13 protein-coding genes are annotated in these 19870 nt (G+C 47.4%); 7 read left to right on the top strand and 6 right to left on the bottom strand.

Annotation, left to right across the window (positions count from 1 at the left end; all coding sequences use genetic code 11):
* Positions 1-50 precede the first annotated feature (50 nt).
* The 3 genes from H6H02_RS00975 to H6H02_RS00985 all read right to left on the bottom strand — a co-directional run bounded on the left by H6H02_RS00975 (position 51) and on the right by H6H02_RS00985 (position 4772).
* Positions 51-1475, bottom strand: coding sequence for a PP2C family protein-serine/threonine phosphatase (locus tag H6H02_RS00975; protein WP_190813759.1), 1425 nt, complete (start codon positions 1473-1475; stop codon positions 51-53).
* An 875-nt stretch (positions 1476-2350) separates the two neighbouring features.
* Positions 2351-3334, bottom strand: coding sequence for a GntR family transcriptional regulator (locus H6H02_RS00980; RefSeq protein ID WP_190813761.1), 984 nt, complete (start codon positions 3332-3334; stop codon positions 2351-2353).
* A 277-nt stretch (positions 3335-3611) separates the two neighbouring features.
* A complete protein-coding gene (locus H6H02_RS00985; protein WP_242040493.1) occupies positions 3612-4772 on the bottom strand; it encodes a polysaccharide deacetylase family protein in 1161 nt (386 codons plus the stop codon).
* 367 nt (positions 4773-5139) lie between these two features.
* Here H6H02_RS00985 and H6H02_RS00990 point away from each other — a divergent pair, with 367 nt between their 5' ends.
* Together H6H02_RS00990 and H6H02_RS00995 are read left to right on the top strand one after the other, a co-directional pair.
* Positions 5140-5886, top strand: coding sequence for a dienelactone hydrolase family protein (locus tag H6H02_RS00990; RefSeq protein WP_190813763.1), 747 nt, complete (start codon positions 5140-5142; stop codon positions 5884-5886).
* 63 nt (positions 5887-5949) lie between these two features.
* The gene (locus H6H02_RS00995; RefSeq protein WP_190676916.1) at positions 5950-6852 is read left to right on the top strand and encodes a S1 RNA-binding domain-containing protein; all 903 of its coding nucleotides are present in this window, start codon (positions 5950-5952) and stop codon (positions 6850-6852) included.
* A gap of 88 nt (positions 6853-6940) precedes the next feature.
* On the opposite strand, the gene H6H02_RS01000 is transcribed toward H6H02_RS00995, so the two are convergent.
* Complete coding sequence (locus H6H02_RS01000) at positions 6941-10687, bottom strand: HEAT repeat domain-containing protein (RefSeq protein WP_190813765.1); 3747 nt, start codon at positions 10685-10687, stop codon at positions 6941-6943.
* 175 nt (positions 10688-10862) lie between these two features.
* Between H6H02_RS01000 and H6H02_RS01005 the strand changes: the two genes are divergently transcribed.
* The 3 genes from H6H02_RS01005 (at position 10863) to H6H02_RS01015 (ending at position 13580) form a co-directional block, all read left to right on the top strand.
* The gene (locus H6H02_RS01005; protein ID WP_190813767.1) at positions 10863-11360 is read left to right on the top strand and encodes a hypothetical protein; all 498 of its coding nucleotides are present in this window, start codon (positions 10863-10865) and stop codon (positions 11358-11360) included.
* 53 nt (positions 11361-11413) lie between these two features.
* A complete protein-coding gene (locus H6H02_RS01010; protein WP_190813769.1) occupies positions 11414-12019 on the top strand; it encodes a glutathione S-transferase family protein in 606 nt (201 codons plus the stop codon).
* A gap of 361 nt (positions 12020-12380) precedes the next feature.
* The gene (locus tag H6H02_RS01015; RefSeq protein WP_242040494.1) at positions 12381-13580 is read left to right on the top strand and encodes a S41 family peptidase; all 1200 of its coding nucleotides are present in this window, start codon (positions 12381-12383) and stop codon (positions 13578-13580) included.
* 58 nt (positions 13581-13638) lie between these two features.
* Here H6H02_RS01015 and H6H02_RS01020 read toward each other — a convergent pair whose 3' ends face one another.
* Positions 13639-14502 carry a fructosamine kinase family protein gene (locus H6H02_RS01020; protein WP_190813773.1) on the bottom strand — a complete coding sequence of 288 codons (864 nt, stop codon included), beginning with the start codon at positions 14500-14502 and terminating at the stop codon, positions 13639-13641.
* A gap of 79 nt (positions 14503-14581) precedes the next feature.
* On the bottom strand, positions 14582-15880 hold the full coding sequence (locus tag H6H02_RS01025) for a pitrilysin family protein (protein WP_190813775.1): 1299 nt from the start codon (positions 15878-15880) through the stop codon (positions 14582-14584).
* A gap of 409 nt (positions 15881-16289) precedes the next feature.
* On the opposite strand from H6H02_RS01025, the gene H6H02_RS01030 reads away from it, so the two are divergent.
* On the top strand, positions 16290-18191 hold the full coding sequence (locus H6H02_RS01030) for an ATP-binding protein (RefSeq protein WP_190813777.1): 1902 nt from the start codon (positions 16290-16292) through the stop codon (positions 18189-18191).
* Between the two features lie 48 nt (positions 18192-18239).
* Positions 18240-19772 carry a C-3',4' desaturase CrtD gene (gene crtD / locus H6H02_RS01035; protein WP_190813779.1) on the top strand — a complete coding sequence of 511 codons (1533 nt, stop codon included), beginning with the start codon at positions 18240-18242 and terminating at the stop codon, positions 19770-19772.
* Positions 19773-19870: the final 98 nt, after the last annotated feature.

Genomic DNA, 19870 nt, shown 5'->3' on the forward strand with positions numbered 1-19870 from the left:
TGATGGGTAATGAGTCATGGGTATCGGAAATGACCATGACTCATTACCGATTAACTTTTGACCTGCATCACCACTAGCGTCATATCATCTCCGTTACGGCTGGTCGGGCCGATAAACTGCTGTACCTGCTCAAATAGGTAATCTAAAATCGCTTGGGTGCCGTTGCAATGCTGGCAAGCCCACTGGAAGGTGCGGCTCAGCTTTTCTTCGTCAAAGCGATCGCCATTTTGATTTGCCGCATCGGTAAAACCATCGGTGTAATAAATAATCGTGTCGCCGGGATACAGCTGGACTTGGGCATCTTCATACTGGGAATCGGCATCTAGACCAATCAGCATTCCCCAGGTATCCAAGCGCTTGATGGAACGGGTTGATGCCTGCCACAACAAGGGAGGATGGTGGGCGGCATTACTGTACGACAGGATGCGGGTTTGCGGATCGTATTCGGAATAGAACAGGGTGACAAACCGATGGGAGTTTTCCAAATCGGCGTACATCACCCGGTTTAAATGTTGCAAAATCTTCGCTGGTGAGTGCCTGTTTAGCACTTCGGCTCGCAGCATCCCCCGCGTCATCGTCATAATTAGACCGGCGGGGACACCTTTGCCCATCACATCCCCAATTACCAGGCTCCACGGAACCAATCCTCTTTGGGCGGTTTCCACTTCCGAATCGCTGCTCGTTTTGGGTCGCAGCTGGTCATAATTGGCGGGAATGAAATCATAATAATCTCCGCCAACGCGACTAGCTGTTTGGCACTTTGCCGCTAGTTCGACTCCATAAATATCAGGGCATTGTCGCGGCAGTAAGCGCAGCTGGATATCGGCACCAATTTCTAATTCTTTATCCAGGCGTTCTTTTTGGCGGAGTTCGACGGTGAGTTCATCGTTCGCGATCGCTACTGCTGTTTGATCGGCAACTAAGCGCACCAACTTTTGTCGGGTATCTGTCCAAATATATTTGGGATCGCGGCTGAAAACATAAAGACGCCCTCGCTCTGCATTTTTCACCAGAATCGGAGTGCCAAATACCTGAATGTCTGGCCCCAAAAACCGAGTCAGTTGAGCATCCAATGATGGCGGGGAAGCGATCGCCTCCCCCTCTGCTGTTGTCGAAGCATTACTTGTCTGACGGGTTGCGGCGTTAAGCGCCTTGCGAATATCCTGACAAGACTGACCTTCCTGACAGTGCAAGCGTTCTAGCCGCACCTGACCATTGGGCAAAAACCGGATGAGAATGCCACCATCGGCATCTGTCACCCGCGTTGCCATCAGCGGAATCAACTCCAAAAACTGATTTAAGTTATTGAAGCTACGCAGGGCAAACCCTAACGACGAGAGCAAGTCTTGAATCTTGCGCTGTTCTCGATGCAAACGCGCCACCAGTTCTTTGAGCGCAAAAACTGGCGTTGTTTCGGCAGTGGTACCGCCGTCAGGCAAGGGAGATGGCTGGCGAGGAAGGGGCACAGCAGTCATAGCATCAGGAGTCAGAGTTCCGCACAAAGGTTTTAGCTGTCAGGATATCTTCACAGATTCTGGCTTCAGGATTGCCAGTTTCGGCAACGGTTTGGAGAAAGCGCCTCTTATTTAAAAAAAATCAGAAGGCGTTAGAGGAGAATTGTTCCCGATTACTATCGCAACTGTTGCCGGTTGCAGCTAGCTGTCCGGACGCGATCGTTCAGCAATAGGAGCCGATTTGGCTGTTCTTGAGGTGTAACTATACCCCTAATTACAGGTTCTGCCAATCACCCGGAGGGGCTTTTTGAAAACTTATACATAAGTCTATAGACGGAAAGTTCACCATAGCTGTCGCCATCGTAAACCCGATCTCTCCTAAAGCGCCCTTCCTTCTGTTTTATTCGTTCATCGGCAGTATAGCCTAAGGGTAGCAGAGAGAAAATATCTACCTATAGAGGGATTTTAAAAGAGAAGGCTGTAAATCGTAACTGGATGGGGCGTGTATCCCCAAAGTAAAAATTTCTTCCAAAAGAACATCTGGAATCGAATCGGGTCAGAAAGCTCTAGTAGCATGGCGTTTCTCGATAGCATTTTTAGTAAACCCATTGCAGGTTTCATGTCAATGGTTCTCTTTGCTCCGCTTGCTTCTTAGCAGTTTTTTAGCAAAGAATTGCCAACTTTGATTGCCAATTTTAAGAAAGGGCTTCCGGGTGAGAAACTTGAATCCCTGACGACGACCCTAAAGAATCTGATCATCCAAAAGTTCAGCCGAAACCGAAGGGTGCAGGTGGGGATTGCCCACCTGAATCGGCAATTTAGGCTGCCCAAGGAGATGAACTACATAGACTGTCTAATCATGAAATCTAATCATTGAAATCCAAAATCCAAAATGGTCAACCTAAACCGAGTTCGCGCTTGAGCAAGTTAATTGACTTGGTGCCAATATAATTTTCGCTACATAATACCTCCGGAGGACGAATAATGTCTTCCCGGGCGGCGCTGACTGCCGCTTTGACGGTGGCAAAACTGGCGCGATCGCTAACAATCGTTTGGGCACTGCGAACGATTGCGTTGAGTTTGTAGGTGTCTTTTACTTGGGCTGTCATCACTAGCAAATCATCCCCACGCAGGCTGTGGATAAGAATTTCTGCAACGCCGAGAATGCCTGAGCTGAGGCTCACCAGACCCATACAGCTGTCTTTAGGGAGGCGTTGAACTAGATTGAGTTCTTGAGCGTAGTCGTAAATATCGACGGGGATGACGCGCACTGCTCTTGGGGCAGCGATCGCTTCCGCATCCCCAATAAAATAGCGGCTAGTCACCACGGTGCCAGAGTGGGTTTGATCGAGGACTTTACTGAGTTCCTCCATCGGCACCAATTGAACGGGTATCCCTAAAGATTTCTCCAGTTCCTGAACCATCAACTCCCCAGCACCCATGTCTCGTGACGGGACTGTAACCAACACCCGCGCACTACAGCGTAAGCGCCAGTCAACTTCTGCTAGGAATAGTTCCCTGGCTTGGTTGAGGGTGCAACCTTGGTTGAGCAGGTCATCCAGGCTGTGCTGCACCAGCTTGTAAGCTTGAGGATATTGTTCGTGTATAGGACCGCTGTGTCCAGTACCGCCCTCGTTTCCTTGGGCTTTGACATAAATTCCCGATCCGGCTTGGGATTCTACTAATCCAGTGTCTTCTAGTTGCCGGTATACCTTGCTAATGGTATTCCGGTGCAGACCTGTTTGCATTGCCAGCTGCCGAGTGCTGGGCAATCGATGACCAGGGGGAAACTGTCGCGAGGCGATCGCAAATTGCATTTGGTCAAATAGTTGTTTTGATGCTGGAATTTCACTGTCTGGTTGAATATGAAACTGAACCATTTGTGAGCCTCCAAGGACTCTGATTCTCATGAAGCCGTGAGAAGGGCAATTCTTTAATAGCATAATGCGCTACAGAAGCTGAGTTATCACGCTGGTTTTTCAATATCCTGTTTCCTCCTCAATTGACCTGCGGTGTACACCCAAGTCGGCAGACTCTCCCCAAACCCCTCTCCGATACGGAGAGGGACTTTGAAGATTTCTCCCCTTAGAAAGGTAGGGAAGGCGCTGTTCTTGTTAGGTCTGAGAGCGCTTTGAGCAAAATAAGTCTAGAGCGCACTCACTCAGGAAAATAATTTTCGGGTTGTTCTCCGGGTGAGTGCGGAAATTCCTCCAATAAAGGGGGAATCTGTGTTTCTGCTTCCCCAGTAGAGACGGAGTTAGGGGCATCTATCGTTTCTTGCCTCTGGAGGAGTTCTGGCAGGGTGACAAACTCATATCCCTGCTTTTTGAGTTTTTCAACGATCTGGGGTAAAGCCTGAACCGTTGTCGAATGGTTGCCGCCACCATCATGCATCAGCACAATAGAGCCGGGAAAGGCACTCTTGAGAATGTTTTTGACCAATTTGGGTGCGGAGAGGCGGTGGCGACGACTGTCCGCGGAGTTAATCGACCACATCATCACGGCGTAGTTGTTCTTTTGGGCGTAAGCTGCTAGTCCATTTTGTAAGTTGCCGCCGGGAGGGCGGAAGTAAGCGGTTGTGACTCCGGTTGTCTTGTAGATGAGTGCGGCTGTATCGTCTATTTCCCTTGCCGCCGTAGCCTCGTCCATCTGACGATAAGAGTGATGCCAGGTGTGGTTGCCAATGGCGTGACCTTCCGCAACCACTCGTTGAGCTACGGCTGGATAACTTTGCAGTTGTTCTCCTACCCAGAAGAATGTGGCTTTTATGTTATTTTTCTTGAGGATGTCCAGCACTTGCAATGTCGTTTTACCCCAAGGGCCATCATCAAAAGTGAGGGCGATGATTTTATTCTTCGGCGTTACCCGATAAATGGTTTTTCCTTGATATTCGATAGGCACTGGGAAGGTTTTTTCAGATGCGGGTGGGAGAGCGATCGCAGAAGGTGTTGTTTCACTCGGTAGATTTTCCGGTTCGACAATGGGGAGTAGTTGCTGAACTGGATTGGATGGTGCGATCTCCAAGTGTATGGGCGATCGCGAGGCGTCTACTCTTTCGGCTATACCGCTACTCGCTGGCGGTATTATTTCCCTCGGCGACGAAGTTTCGGGTTCGACACTGGGGCGTTGTTGAGGGAGTTGTTGAGCTTCCGGCTTGTCCTGACGAACCTCTATCGCAAACTGATCCTGAGGGGAAGGTTGAGGTGACGGCTTGATGATTTTATTGACGATAAGCGCCGTTAAGGTAACGATAGCGATGCAGGTAAGTTGCTGAGTGAATAATCCGGTTGGTTTTTCTTTTTCTTTCCAGTCTGCCAAGGTTGAACTCCTTCCCTTACCCCTTGATAATTTTTGAGTTTTTAATGATTACAAAACCTAGTTATTGTTCTTGACTCACCCCCCTAAATCTCCCTTTTTTCGGCAGCCAGCAACTCTTCAATAACCGCACAAAACTATACAATAGAGCTGCCGAAGATTACAAATTATTTAAAATATAGAATCTTTTAAACAAACAAGCTATGGTTTGGTTTATATAAAATTTCTTCATAAAAAAATGCGATAATTTGTGCAGCACTTCCATGAAGTTTTAAATACTTTATTCCGGTAAAAAGTAGGGCACTTTGCTGGTAGACAAAATAGTAGCACTATCTGCTAAAAAAACGGCAGAGGACACAGAAGAATTATCATGACAGAGAGCAAGATTCGGACAAAAAACCTCAAAATTGCCAATGGCGATCTAGAAATTGCGGCTTACCTGGCAATGCCGGAAGGGGAGGGGTCTTTTCCCGGTATTGTGGTGTTGCAGGAAATTTTTGGGGTGAATGCCCACATCCGGGAGGTAACGGAACGAATTGCCAAGGAAGGCTATGTAGCGATCGCGCCAGCAATCTTTCAACGCCAAGCACCGGGTTTTGAAACCGGCTACACTCCAGAAGACATTCAAATTGGCAGACAGTACAAAGACCAAACTCAAGCCTCAGAACTACTCGGCGATATCCAGGCGGCAATTAATTACCTCAAAGCCTTGCCCGAAGTAAAACCTGTCTTTGGCTGCATCGGCTTCTGCTTTGGGGGTCACGTTGCTTACCTCGCCGCTACTTTACCCGATATCAAAGCCACAGCATCATTCTACGGTGCTGGCGTTGCCACGAACACTCCCGGCGGCGGCGAACCAACCATCGCACGCACAAAAGACATCAAAGGCACGCTTTACGCCTTTTTCGGCATGGAGGACGCTAGCATCCCCGTCGAACAGGTAGATCAAATTGAAGCGGAGCTAGAGAAACACCACATTCCCCATCGTGTCTTTCGCTACGATGGAGCTGAACACGGGTTTTTCTGCGACCATCGCGCCAGTTACAATGACACCACAGCCGCCGATGCCTGGAAGCAGGTAAAACAGCTGTTTGAACACGAACTTCAAGCGGCATAAATTTTTTCCCACACTAGCAATCAGCGAGTTGGGAATTACTTTTTTTCAATCAACTAAGTTGTCATGAATTCCAAATCGACCTCTTCTCAAGATGCAAAATCCTCATTTTCTATGGACGATTTTGCCAAAGCTCTCGAACAACACGACTACCAATTTCACAAGGGGCAAGTCGTGCGCGGTAAAGTGGAAACCCACGAAAGTGATGGTGCCTATGTAGACATTGGCGGCAAGTCTTTGGCTTTTTTACCTGTTGATGAGGCGTCGTTGAGACGGGTAACAGATTTATCGATTGTGCTGCCGTTGCAGGAAGAACGGGATTTCCTGATTATCCGAGAGCAAGATGCAGATGGTCAGGTGACGCTTTCAGTGCGGCAAATGGAGATCAAGCAGGCGTGGGATAACCTGGCTGATATGCAGGAAGCGAATCAAACAGTGCAAGCCCGTGTCACTGGCATCAATAAGGGGGGCGTTACGGTAGAAGTGCAGGGGTTGCGGGGGTTTATTCCGCGATCGCACTTGGTGGAACGCGATAACCTGGAGTCCCTGGTTGGTGAAAAGCTAACGGCTAGCTTTTTGGAGGTTTCTGCTGACACGAACAAACTGGTGCTTTCTCAACGGCAAGCGACTCGTTCTGTTGCCATCACTCAGATAGAAGTTGGGCAGTTAGTCGAAGGGAAAATTACTGGGGTGAAGCCCTTCGGTGTGTTTGTTGATTTGGATGGAATTACTGGTTTGCTGCATATTAAACAAGTAAGCCAAACCTACATCGAATCTCTAGCATCATTATTTCAGGTGGGTCAAGTAATCAAAGCGTTGATTGTTGATATCGATGAAGGTAAAGGTCGGGTTTCTTTGTCTACCAGAGTCTTAGAAAATCATCCAGGAGAAGTGCTGGAAAATATGGCTGAGGTAATGGAATCAGCTGAGTCGCGTTCTGAACGGGCGAGGAAAAATCTCACCAGATAGGTGTTTGGAAGATAAGAAGCGATCGCACTTGGGAATCAAGAGTGCGATCGCTTTTGATTTGAAGGATGCGATCGCGTCTTTGTTGATGTCATAAGGCGATCGCATAATAATCTAACGGGGTTTTCCCCGCACCCTGAAGCCAGCGTGCATCGGGTTTCCATGCACCATTGAGTTCTTCGCGGCGGCGAGTGTAAACGGTGAGTTGGTTGTCTTCAAATTTCAGCAGGTTGTACTGAAGGGGATAACCAGGCACCCACTCGCGTACAGGTGCGCCAAAGGTTCCGGCACAAATCCGGTCTAATTTTCGCCCGTCGCTACTCATGTCGTAGCGGAAGAGGCTGGTTTCGGCTTTGTGGATGTGTCCATGCAGGAAGAGGCGGAATCCATTGACGGCGAGTTGTTCTAGGAATCCTTGGTCGGTGATGCGGTCTGAGTAAGCACTATCGAGGGGATGGTGCCAAACGGCGATTTTCAGGCAATTTTTGTAGTCTAGGTTGCGGCGAATTTGGGTGAGGGCGTTGCTGAGGGCGTTCGTGTTGATGCTGGCGCGGGTTTTGTAGTGGTGGTCGAGTTCCCAAGCGGAGTTTAGACCCAAGATGAGCAGGTTTTGTTCTGGTAGGTGGTCTAGGGTATATTGCTGGTCGTATTCGAGGGGATAGGGGTTTTGTTTGATGGTTTTATAGAAAGAGCTGAAGTGGGCAAAGCGCTGTTTATATTCGGTTTCGTCGCGAACACCGATGACGCTTGCACTCTCTTCAATGTAGTGACCATCAATAAGTTGTCCGTCGTAGTCTTCGCGGTAAACGGGTTTGTATGCTTTTTTTGCGAGTTTCCAGTTGAGGTCGTGGTTGCCGGGAACGAGGATAATTTGCTCTGGGTTTAGGGGCAAGTCTTGGCGAAGGTTGTCGAGAAATTGTGCGGCGGCTTTGTATTCGTCGTCTGTCGAGTAGTTGGCGATGTCGCCAGAGAGGATGAGGGCGTCTAGGTGAGAGATGTTGATGTCGTTGTATAAATCTGCTGCGAGTTGATTAGACCAAAGATTGGCTTGGTCGAGGGTGCCGAAGTGGAGGTCGCTGAGGTGGAGGATGTGCATGAGGGAAGTGAAGATGAGCTGAATTGGTGGAATTTTGAGTTGAGTTTCTGGGACAAGGATTGCTTCAGTAAGGGTGTAGTTGTAGAATTTGCAGCGCTCTTGAATTGCAGCAATTGTATTGAGTACCCAACGAAGTAAACTACTGTCTACAGTTGTTAATAGAAACTCACACAAACGAGGCAGTATCTTAGGGCTACTGCATTTTTCTAATGCCTCAGTTGCACTGCGACGCACCCAAAACTCTTCATCTTTCAAAGCCTCAAGCAGAGCTGGAATAGCAATCTCATTTCCAATCCACCCTAACGTTTGAGCAACACTTTTCCGAACCGTGTAATCCTTATCTTTCAAAGCCTCAAGCAAAGCTGGAATCGTAATATCACTGCCGATATGACCTAAGGCAAAACTGGCACGTAGCCGAACATGAGGGTGTTCGTCTTTCAAAGCTTCAAGCAAAGCTGGAATCGCAATCTCACTGCCGATATTGCCTAAGGCTGAGGTGGCACACATACGAACACCGTAGTTTTTATCTTTCAAAGCTTCCAGCAGAGCTGGAATAGCAACCTCACTGCGGGTATCCTCTAACGCCTCGGCAGCTCTCCTCCGAACATGAGAGTCTTTATCTTTCAAAGCTTGCAACAGAATAAAAATTGCCGACTCATCGCCAATCCTGTACAAGGCAGAGGCGGCACGCATACGAATACAGGCATCTTTATCTCTCACTGCTTCAAGCAAAGCTGGAATCGCAATCTCACTACCGATTAGCCCTAATGCATAGATAGCACGCTCACGAACCTGAGAGTCTTGATGCTTTAGAGCATGGTGGAGCAGAACAGATATTGCTGACTGATTGCCCATGCTGCCGAGTCTTCCCAATCCAAGAGTAGCATTGACACGAACGATAGAGGCTTCATCATTCAAGGCTTTGAACAAAGCCGAAAATGCAAGATCACAATCGATTCTTTCTAATACACTGAGAACGGTTTGACGAACAGTGGGTGATTTGTGTTCTAGAGATTGGAGCAAAGCTGAGATAGCAGCATCATTACCAATTTTTTCCAATGCCCAAGTAGCATGCATAGTTACACCAGAATCTTCGTCATTCAAGGCTTGAAGCAGAGCTGGAATTGCAGCCTTACCACCTATTTGCCCTAACATCTCTACGGCATTTTGACGAACAAGAGAATTTTCATCATTCAAGGCATTAAGTAGAGTCATAATGGTAGTTTCACTCCCAATTTGCCCCAACGCATAGATAGCACTCTCACGAACTTGAGAGTCTTCATGCTCTATACCTTGGAGCGGAGCAAAAATTGCACCATCAGAACGTGTTACACCAAGAAGTAAAATCTTAAATTGTTGGCAAATTTCTAAGCTAGCAACTAAACTAACTGCTGCCTTTTGAAATTCAAGTTTTACGGCTCCTGCCAACCTCGCCCCCAACCTCAAATCCACCTCTAAGGCTAACTTCACCACTCGTACCGCCTGCGCCTCATCCTCTACCAACTCCAGCATCAGTGCCAGGGGTTCTGTCCATTTCAGATAATTCAGATACTCCCGTTTCAATTCGTCATCACTGAGACTTGGTAATAGCTTCAGCAGAGTTTCTGCCGTGCAATGTTCCTGAATTAATTGATGGCGAAACTCTATCTGATTCTTGGTTCCCAGTTGCAGCAGGTGATACTTAAGTAAATCTGCTAGCCATTCCATAGCGCAGTTACGGGGTTGAGCAAACCCCTCATTCCGTAGATAGGCTGTTAAAATTTCCTCTGCCTCGTGTCGGGAAATAGCAACTTGTAATTCCGTCGCCTCCCGCCCCTGTGTCATTCTCCAAGCAAGATGCTGCAACATTAACTGACACCAGCGCCGCGACTCATCACTAACCGGGACATCCTGTTTCAGCTTGTCATAATAACTCTGAGTGAACTGACGAAACACTAAACCCAAATTCGGCGGCACCTTCCCCATAGCCCTAAACAGGGAACACAGCATCCACAACAGCAGAGGTGTTTGCCCAAGTTCCCGCAACCGATCGCCCAACTGTCTCAACATCTGCTCTCCCTGCTGGGGCAGATAGGCGCGGACAAACTGCTGCATCTGCGCTTCACTCAGGGGTTGCATTTCCAGCTTCTTGGCAATGTCCAAGTCGCCCCCTACCCCCAAATCCCGCGTCGTGAAAATCATCGGCGTGGCAGCATTCGTCTGCCGAAAAGCCTTCAAATCCCGCCTAGCAGCTTCCGAGGGCAATTCATTAATGCCATCCACCAGCAGCAAAAATTGCTTCTCGAACAGCAGCCTTTCAATCTCGGAAGTGTTGAGAAACAATCCATGCTGTTTCAAGAAGTCCCGAATTAAGTCTAGGACGGAGGTTTGGTAGTAGCGCAATTCTACTAATACAGGGATGCGTGAATCCGCCAGGGAATTTATTTCCCGGCTGGCTTGCGCTTCTTCCAACAACAACCGCGCCAGTGCCGTCGATTTCCCGGAACCGGGACGCCCCACCAACAACACATGATCTGCGGCATATTTCCACAACCCTTCCAGCACCCCCAAACGCTCAGCTTTCTGCTGTGCTTCGCCGGCTTCTCCCTTGGCAGGTTGCACCGTCTCCACCATAAAATCAAGCAGTAGCGGTGATTCCACCTCAACCCGTTGGCGTCCGACTACATCCGTCAGCGTGTAGACTTTCCACCATTGGGCGTATTGATTGCAGAGGGCTTCTAGGTATGGCTTCCAGTCAATCATGCTGAGTGAAAATATAGCTAGGTTGAGGAGGTAGCGATCGCCCCGATTCGCCTTTAATCAATTCCCAGGTTTAAACTCTTGGCAAGGATAAGGCACAATCAAAAAGTCCTAGTGTCAGCTACCCGTGGCGTCATGTCCTGACTTATCTTAATCTCAGTATCCTCTGACCTGCCCAATGTCTAACCCACCAACCGCCGACTCTCAACCCCAGCCACCAAATACATCAGAATTAGAACTACTCAAACAGGAATACTTTTTCCTACAAAACACGATTGAAGACTACAACAAGCAAATCTGGACGATCAAAGCCCTTGGTATCGGTGGCACTGGGGCTGTTTTAGGTTTGATGCTACAGCACAAATCAAGCGTAGTTCCTTTAATTGGTTGTGCCATTCCCCTATTTTTCTGGATTCTCGAAAGTCAATGGAAGCACTTTCAACGTGGCTTTTACCCTCGCGTCACGGAGATTGAAACTATCCTGAGCAACGATTATCATCTCCGTAGCCCTGCGATTTTTGGCGGCTGGGCGAGTGCCTTTAAGCGCACACCCGCCCCAAAACGTCGCGGTTATCTGTGGGATGGTTTGCTCAATCGCAGCGTTTTTATCAGTTATCTACTGGAAATTATATTTTTGTTGCTGCTAGCTGCGATCGCGCCTCGTCTCTGGAAATAACCCGCAAGCGATCGCATCCCAAAATCTACTCTTGAAGTAGTTTAGGTATAAATATGCTCAAATTGTATCAATTTTTCTCTTCTGGAAATTGCTATAAAATTCGTCTTTTACTAACTCAACTAGAAATTCCCTTTGAGAGTATAGAACTAAATATTCTCAAAGGCGAAACTCGGACTCCTGAATTTTTAAGCAAGAATCCCAACGGGCGAATTCCAGTATTGGAAACGGAATCAGGTCAATTCCTGGCGGAATCCAACGCAATTCTTTTTTATCTGAGCGAAGGAACTGATTTTTTACCAAGCGACCGTTTTGAACGCGCAAAAGTGTTGCAATGGTTGTTTTTCGAGCAGTATAGCCATGAGCCTTATATTGCTACTTCCCGGTTTTGGATTTCTATCCTTGGCAAGCCGGAAGAATATAAGGAGGCACTTAATCAAAAGCGCGAACCCGGTTATGCAGCGCTAACGGTTATGGAAAAACATTTAACAAATTGTAATTTTTTTGTAGGGGAACGCTATACGATTGCTGATATTGGATTGTTTGCTTACACCCATGTGGCGGATGAAGGGGGATTTGATTTAACAAGATTTCCGGCAATCCAAGATTGGATAGAACGAGTTAAAACTCAGCCTCGGCATATTAGTATCGCGCAATTATAATAGAGTTCGGTATGAGGATGTAGGATACGCGATCGCTTCATTCGCATACCATAATTTAGGTAACTGTACCTAAACAAACCTATCTGTAGAACCATTGATTAGCAGCGCCTACTCTACAACATCTAGTAATGAGTTTGAAACCCGCGTCGGCGGGTTTTGTCTGTGTAGTTGCGGTTTATAGCCACTAGCATTTTTTTGTAAAAATGGGAAGATTTATACCCAATTTTAACTAGATGATGAGCTATACTGACTGAGGTTAACTTTAAATAATAAAACAATGATAACCATTAAAAAAACTAACCGCTTTTTAGCTACTTTAAGCCTTAGTCTTTTAGTCATTCTTGCCTTATCATTTTTTCTCTTGCCTATCACTTCAAGACTTCAAGAATCACCAACGTTAGCTGTTTTTGAGGAAGTTTGGCAAACCGTCAATGACAATTTTTTTGACCCCAAATTCAATGGGGTTGACTGGAAAGCCATGCGAGAGAAGTATAAACCTTCAGTCAAGCAGGCAAAGTCTATTGATGAAGCAGCAGTTGTCATCAATCAAATGCTGTCTGAGTTACATACTTCTCATATCGGCTTCTATCCGAAGACGGAACCCGCTTACTATCAGCTTTTGGGGATATTTAATCAGGGTTACTTTTTAGAAAAAATTCAAAAGTTATTTCCCAAAGGCTTAGAGTACACTGGCATCGGAGCTTTCACTAAAGAGATAAATGGGAAGACGTTTATCACTGCTATTCTCGATAAAAGTTCTGCTGCTCAAGCGGGACTCAAAGTAGGCGACCAAATATTAGCCGTTGATGGCAATCCGTACCAGCCAATCGAATCTTTTGTTAATAAAGCAGGACAACAAGTTAGTATATCGATTCAACGGACTCCCGATGCAAACAGCAATAAGAAGGTAACTGTAGTTCCAAAAATAATAAAACCTACTACAGTTTTCTTAGATGCAATGCGGTCGAGCATCGAAATAATCGAAAGCAATGGAAGAAAACTGGGTTATGTTCATATCTGGTCGTATGCTGGCGATAAATATCAGGAATTACTGGAAGAAGAAATTGCTTATGGACGCCTTAAAGATGCAGATGGATTAATTTTAGACCTAAGAGATGGCTGGGGTGGAGCTACTCCGAATTATCTGAGTATTTTTTCCGAAAAAGTTCCAGTATTAACCCAAATTCCCAGAGATGGAATAAAAACTACCTTAGATTATCAATGGAGAAAACCCGTTGTGATGCTGGTGAATAAGGGAACCAGAAGCGGAAAAGAAATTTTAGCTTATGGTTTTGAGCAGTATGGAATTGGAAAAGTCGTTGGTAGTCAAACAGCAGGAGCAGTTGTTGCGGCTCGTCCTTTCTTGCTCAAAGATGGTAATCTTCTTTATCTGGCGGTCGTTGATATTTATGTGAATGGAGAACGCTTAGAAGGAAAGGGCGTGAAACCAGATATAGAAGTGCCGTTCCAGTTAGAATATGCTCAGGGAAGCGACCCTCAAAAAGCGAAAGCTGTAGAGGTTCTGGCTGAAGCTGTCAAGAATCAGAATCGAGGGGCATAATTGCATTAATAACCTCTCGGAAAGATGCGACTAATCGCGTCTCTACTATCTCTCTCTACTATCTCAAAATACGCTCAATCATCCCGTTGGCTTGCGAACTGTAGCCGCCGCCAAACAAATTAAAGTGATTAAGGATGTGATAGAGATTGTAGAGGGTTTTCCGGCGCTCGTAGCCTGGATCTAGAGGAAATACTTCGTTATAGCCGCGATAAAAGGCTGCGGGGAAGCCACCGAAAAGTTCTGTCATGGCGATATCAACCTCGCGATCGCCATAATATGCCGCTGGATCAAAAATGACGGGTTCTCCCGATGCCGTAAAGCCTGCATTTCCTCCCCACAAATCGCCGTGAACTAGGGATGGTTGAGGGTGGTAATCCGCTAGCAGTTCGGGAATTGTCGCCAGCAATTTCTCCTGTTGGGGAAAATGACCGCCGCGACGCTTTGCTAGCTGAAATTGATAGCCGAGACGATGCTTGGCATAGAATTCCGCCCAATCGGCTGTCCAAGTGTTGATTTGTGGCGTGGAGCCAATGGTGTTATTTCTGTCCCAGCCGAAGGCGTCTTTTCCAGCGCATTTGTGCATCGCCGCTAACTTCCGCCCCATTTCTTCCCAAGAATGGGTGTCGCCGCGCCCCATTTCCAGCCACTCCAGTACGATATAAGCAGAATTCCCCCCGGTGCCCCAGCCAATCGGTTTTGGCACCCGAATCGTGTGAGTTTCCTGCATTTGCTGGAGTCCCAGCGCCTCTGCCTCAAACATATCAACCAAAGACGCTTGGTTGATTTTGATGAAGTAGGTGCGTTTTCCATCGCTGACGGCATAGCCTTGATTGATGCAACCACCACTCACCGATTGCCGGTGCTGACTTTGAAACTTTTCACCCGTTAGGCGAGTGATTTGAGCGTCTATTTCTGTCCACATGGGAGAAATTTTAACCCAGAGTCACGCGAAGGCACGCAAAACTAGATTGACTTCTTTGCGTACCTTTGCGTAAAAAAAACTAGCTAACTGGCTTGATCGCAACCACACCATAAGCATCGCAAGAGAGATACTGTTGAGCCGCTGACTGGAGATCCGCCGCTTCCAATGCTTGAATTCGAGCCGGATAATTCAATGCTGGAGCCAAGTCACCCATCATGGTTTGATAGTAGCCGTATAAGTTAGCGCGATCGCTTGGCGTTTCATTCCCGAAGACAAACCGATTCGCTACTTGCGTCCGGAAGCGGGAAATCTCTGCCTCACTCGCGGGTTCTGTCTGGAGGGTGCGAATATGAGCCAGAATCGCCGCTTCTACCTCTGCCAAATTCTCTACCGGCAACTGCGCCCCAATATAGAAGATGCCTTGATGCCGATGGCTCATATTGCTCACCCCAATATTTGTCACCAGGTGCCTGTCTTCCCGCAAATCTCGGAACAGCCGCGACATTCGACCTTGTCCCAGAATCACGCTCAACACATCCAGCGCGTAAGTATCGGATAAGTGCGCCATTCCAGGCACTCGCCACATCATCACTAACCGCGCTTGCTGCAAGCTTTCATCAACATACTCGCGGCGGACAATTTCCCTAAAAGCAGGTTCGGGAGTGAGGGTTGAAGCGATCGCTTCCTGACTTTTGACTTCTGGCGGCTGAGTGCTGACTCCTATCTCCGTCAATCCCTCTGCCACAATTTCAATTAATTCCTCAACCGGCAAATTGCCCACAACTGCCGCTGTTATCGATTGGGGTTGATACTGACTGGCGTGGAAATCGCGCATCTGTTGCGCCGTCAGATGCTCAATTACCGCTGCTGGCCCAAGTACCTGACGCCGGTAGGGCAGGGTGTCAAATGCCACCTCCATCGCCCGCTGGTAAGTCCGACGGCGGGGATTATCTTCCGAGCGGCGAATTTCTTCTAAAACGACCAATCGCTCTCTTTGAAAGGCATCCTCTGGAATGCTCGGATTTAGCACCACATCTAGTTGCAATGGTGCCAAATGGGCAAAATCTTTAGGAGCTGTTGTGATGTAGTAGTGGGTATAGTCCTGACTGGTTGCTGCGTTTGTTACGGCACCCCGCTCTTCAATCAGTCGCTCGAATTCTCCACTGTTGAGCCTTGGTGTCCCCTTAAAAACCATGTGTTCTAGAAAGTGAGCCATGCCGTTAATGGGATCTGGCTCATCGAATGAGCCGACGTTTATCCACACGTTCAGGTTAACGGCTTCGACGGGCATCTGCTCCGCCACAATCGTTAAACCGTTAGGCAGGCGGTGGAGAGTAGGGGCGTTGAGTGGCGTAGATTTGAGCAGAGTTGAGGTCATGGGTTCTTCGTCGCTGGGCTATTTCTCCTTTTATCTTACTCAGTCTGCACCTGTCTCCTCAGCCAGCTCCCCAGCATTGCGCGATCGCGCTCTAGATGTGATGTTTTTAAAAAGTTTCCCGCTCCTATCGGCTTTAACACATATTCCCTTTCTGTGCCATTTTTTAAAGTTAATTAAGAAAGTCAATCATTCTTTAAAATTTGGCTTGTTGATTAAACTTTGTTTATTTATGTATTGTGAAATACCTTTCTTATGAAATATTCATTTTAAGTTTTAAAAAATTTGAAAAAAGTCCGTATCTTTAGATAAATTTAAGAATTTAAAATGCTTTATCCGTCTAGAGACAGATACTATAGTTTAGTCTGCTAGACCAGACTAAAGCTTCATTTAAGTGGAGTAAGTTGTACTTATGCTGAGTGTACTTTCAGGAAGTACAAATACCATCATTGCGGCTGGTTACTATACGACTGCGTTTTTGATTTATCGCGGTTTTCTCCGAGGGCAGCATCTACTCAGCAATCCATTGATACTCGTAACTCTAGCAATCTTCTTTAGCTGTGCTGTAGAACATTCAGTGCAGCTTTTAAAATTAGTCTTTGGTGGGCAAAACGGCTCCCCAATGATACTGACAATTCAGGGAGGTTTCGTTCCACTCATGGCTGTAGTCGTGGGAGCTTTCATTGCGCTGAGGCGTTACTACTCGCTCCTAGTTGAAAATTTCCAAATCCAAAAGAACACTAAAAATCAACTGGCTCAGGCTCAGGCTGAGTTGGAAAGAGCGAACGCCAATTTGGAAGTTTTGACAGATCGGGGCAAAAACTTATTGCAGACGAATCAACAATTGGAAAGGGAAATTATTGATCGCAAACAGGCACAAAAAGCAACAGCATACACTCAAAGCTTATTAAATTCCATCGTAGAAAATCTGCCAATTGGGATTTTTATTAAAGAAGTGAATGAATTGCGATTTGTATTCTGGAACAAAGCCAACGAGGAACTCACTGGTTATTCTCCGGAAGAAGTGTTAGGCAAGAACGACTATGGCATTTTCCCGCCAGAGCAAGCTGATTTCTTCACAAGTCGCGATCGCGAAGTGTTGGCATCTGGGAAACTTCTGGAGATTCTGGAAGAGCCAATCCAGACAAAACATCAAGGTTTGAGGATTCTGCACACTAAAAAAATCCCGATTTTCGACGAATCGGGAATTCCCCAATATTTGTTAGGCATTTCCGAAGATATCACCGAGCGCAAGCAAGCGCTGGAGGCTTTAGGAGAATCGGAAGCTGCCCAAAGCAGCGCGATCGCAGCTCTGCAACAACAAGCAATCCAGATGAAAAAAGCGATGCAGGCGTTGCAAAGTAGTCAATCTCAACTGGTTCAGAACGAAAAAATGTCCAGTCTGGGGCAGCTAGTTGCGGGTGTTGCTCACGAAATTAATAATCCAGTCAGCTTTATTTACGGCAATCTCGCTTACGCAGAGCAATACACCCAAAATTTGCTGCACCTTCTACAACTTTACCAGCGTTATTATCCCGATCTAGTCCCAGAAATCGAAGCGTATAAGGAAAATATCGATCTAACTTTTGTCATAGAAGACCTATCGAAGATACTCTCTTCCATGAAGCTAGGAGCAGATCGTATTCGCCAGATTGTTCTGAGTTTGCGGAATTTTTCTCGGCTCGATCAAGCAGAAATGAAGGAGGTCGATATTCATGAGGGGTTAGATAGTACGCTGCTGATTTTACAGCATCGAATGAAAGCAAAGGGGGGAAATCAGGGAATTGAGCTGATCAAAGAGTACGGCGATCTCCCGCTTGTGGAGTGTCATGCTGGACAGATGAACCAGGTGTTTATGAATATCCTCAACAATGCGATTGATGTTTTGGAGGAGTACAGCTATCAGCACTTAGCGATCGCAACCATTGAGAATTTGCATACACACTGTCTTCCGCACTCTCTTCCGCTAGGTCAAACTCCCCCCATTCCCAATGTCCAAGCGCCAGTTGCTTCAATTAGAATTCGCACGGAGGTTGTCGAAATTGATGGCAGTCCTCAGGTAGTGATTCGGATTCGAGATAATGGGTCTGGCATCCCTCCAGAGGCGATGGCACGACTATTTGACCCTTTCTTCACGACTAAACCTGTTGGCAAGGGGACAGGCTTGGGTTTATCCATTAGCCATCAAATTGTGGTCGAGAAGCACGGTGGGATTCTAACGTGTTCTTCAGAACCCGGACAAGGAACAGAGTTTTGCATTGAAATCCCGATTGTTCATCGTCGAGCGCGAACCTGTCAGGAAGCCGAAACTTAATGTAACGTAATATTAAGTCTCGGAAGAGCGAATCCTCGTTCTCAATTCATGCCAAGCCGTCATGTTGTCGTTATCGGTGCTGGAATTGGTGGTCTCACTACTGGGGCATTACTGGCTCGTCGAGGCTACCCAGTCTTAGTTTTGGATCAAGCTCTGGTGCCTGGTGGATGTGCTTCCACGTTTAAACGCAAAGGATTTACCTTTGATGTGGGAGCGACTCAGGTAGCTGGACTAGAACCGGGGGGGATTCATCATCGGATTTTTCGAGAACTAGAAATTGAAATCCCAGCGGCGACGCCTTGCGATCCAGCTTGTGCGGTGTATCTACCGGGAGAAACCGAACCAATTAACGTATGGCGCGATCCCCAAAAGTGGAAGGAGGAGCGTCAGCGGCAGTTTCCCGGAAGCGAACCATTTTGGGAGCTGTTGGCGACTTTATTCCGGGCGAGTTGGGCGTTTCAATCGCGCGATCCGGTGCTACCGCCGCGAAATTTATGGGACTTATGGCAGCTGGTATCGGCGGTTCGTCCTGATACGTTGATTACTTTGCCCTACACTTTTTTGACAGTGGGAGACGCTTTGCGGGGGTATGGATTGGGCGATAATCAGCGTCTGAGAACGTTTCTGGATTTGCAGCTCAAGCTTTATTCTCAGGTAGATGCAGAGGAAACGGCTCTACTCTATGCAGCGACTGCGTTGAGTGTTTCCCAGGAGCCGCAGGGACTATTTCATCTCAAAGGCAGTATGCAGGTGTTGAGCGATCGCCTAGTCTCCTCTTTAGAGCGAGATGGTGGCAAGCTGTTGATGCGCCACACCGTTGAACGTATCCACACCACAAATGGCAAAGCCACTGGTGTCGTCATTCGCAATCAAAAGACCGGCGTTGTCTGGACAGAACCCGCCGACCACGTTGTTGCCAATGTCACCGCGCAAAATCTGGTGCAGCTGTTGGAATTGGAAGCAGAGAAACCAGAGAGTGCCAATTCTCCATCCAAAATCCAAAATCGATATCGTCGTCGAGTCGATAAATTGCCCCCATCGTCGGGAGCTTTTGTGGTGTATCTAGGTGTCGATCGAAGTGCGATTCCTTCAGGATGTCCGCCTCATTTGCAGTTTCTCTACGATTATGATGGCCCGATTGGGGAAAATAACTCTCTATTTGTCTCCGTGAGCCACGCCGGAGATGGTCGCGCACCAGAAGGCAAAGCAACTATCATCGCCTCTTCCTTTGTTGACACTCGAAATTGGTGGCAATCTGAGGATTATGAACAGCTAAAGCAACAATATACCGAGGAAGCGATCGCTCGCCTGAGTCAATTTTTTCACTTGACACCAGAAACTATCGTCCATCAAGAAGCCGCCACACCCCGCACCTTTGCCCGCTTCACAGCACGCGATCGCGGGATTGTCGGCGGAATTGGTCAGCGAGTTTCTACCTTTGGTCCCTTTGGCTTTGCCAATCGCACACCCGTGAATCATTTGTGGCTAGTGGGAGATTCCACCCATCCCGGCGAAGGAACCGCAGGCGTCAGCTACTCCGCTCTCACCGTGGTGCGCCAAATCGAAAATGCCAAGAATTGATTCAGATGCAAGTGTTACAAAGATAGCAATCCTATTTGAGTTGTGAGCCAGCCCTTGAGATCCCCGACTTCTTTCTCGAAGCCGGGGATCTCGCGTTT

It is taken from the genome of Coleofasciculus sp. FACHB-1120, from assembly GCF_014698845.1.
Classification (GTDB): domain Bacteria; phylum Cyanobacteriota; class Cyanobacteriia; order Cyanobacteriales; family FACHB-T130; genus FACHB-T130.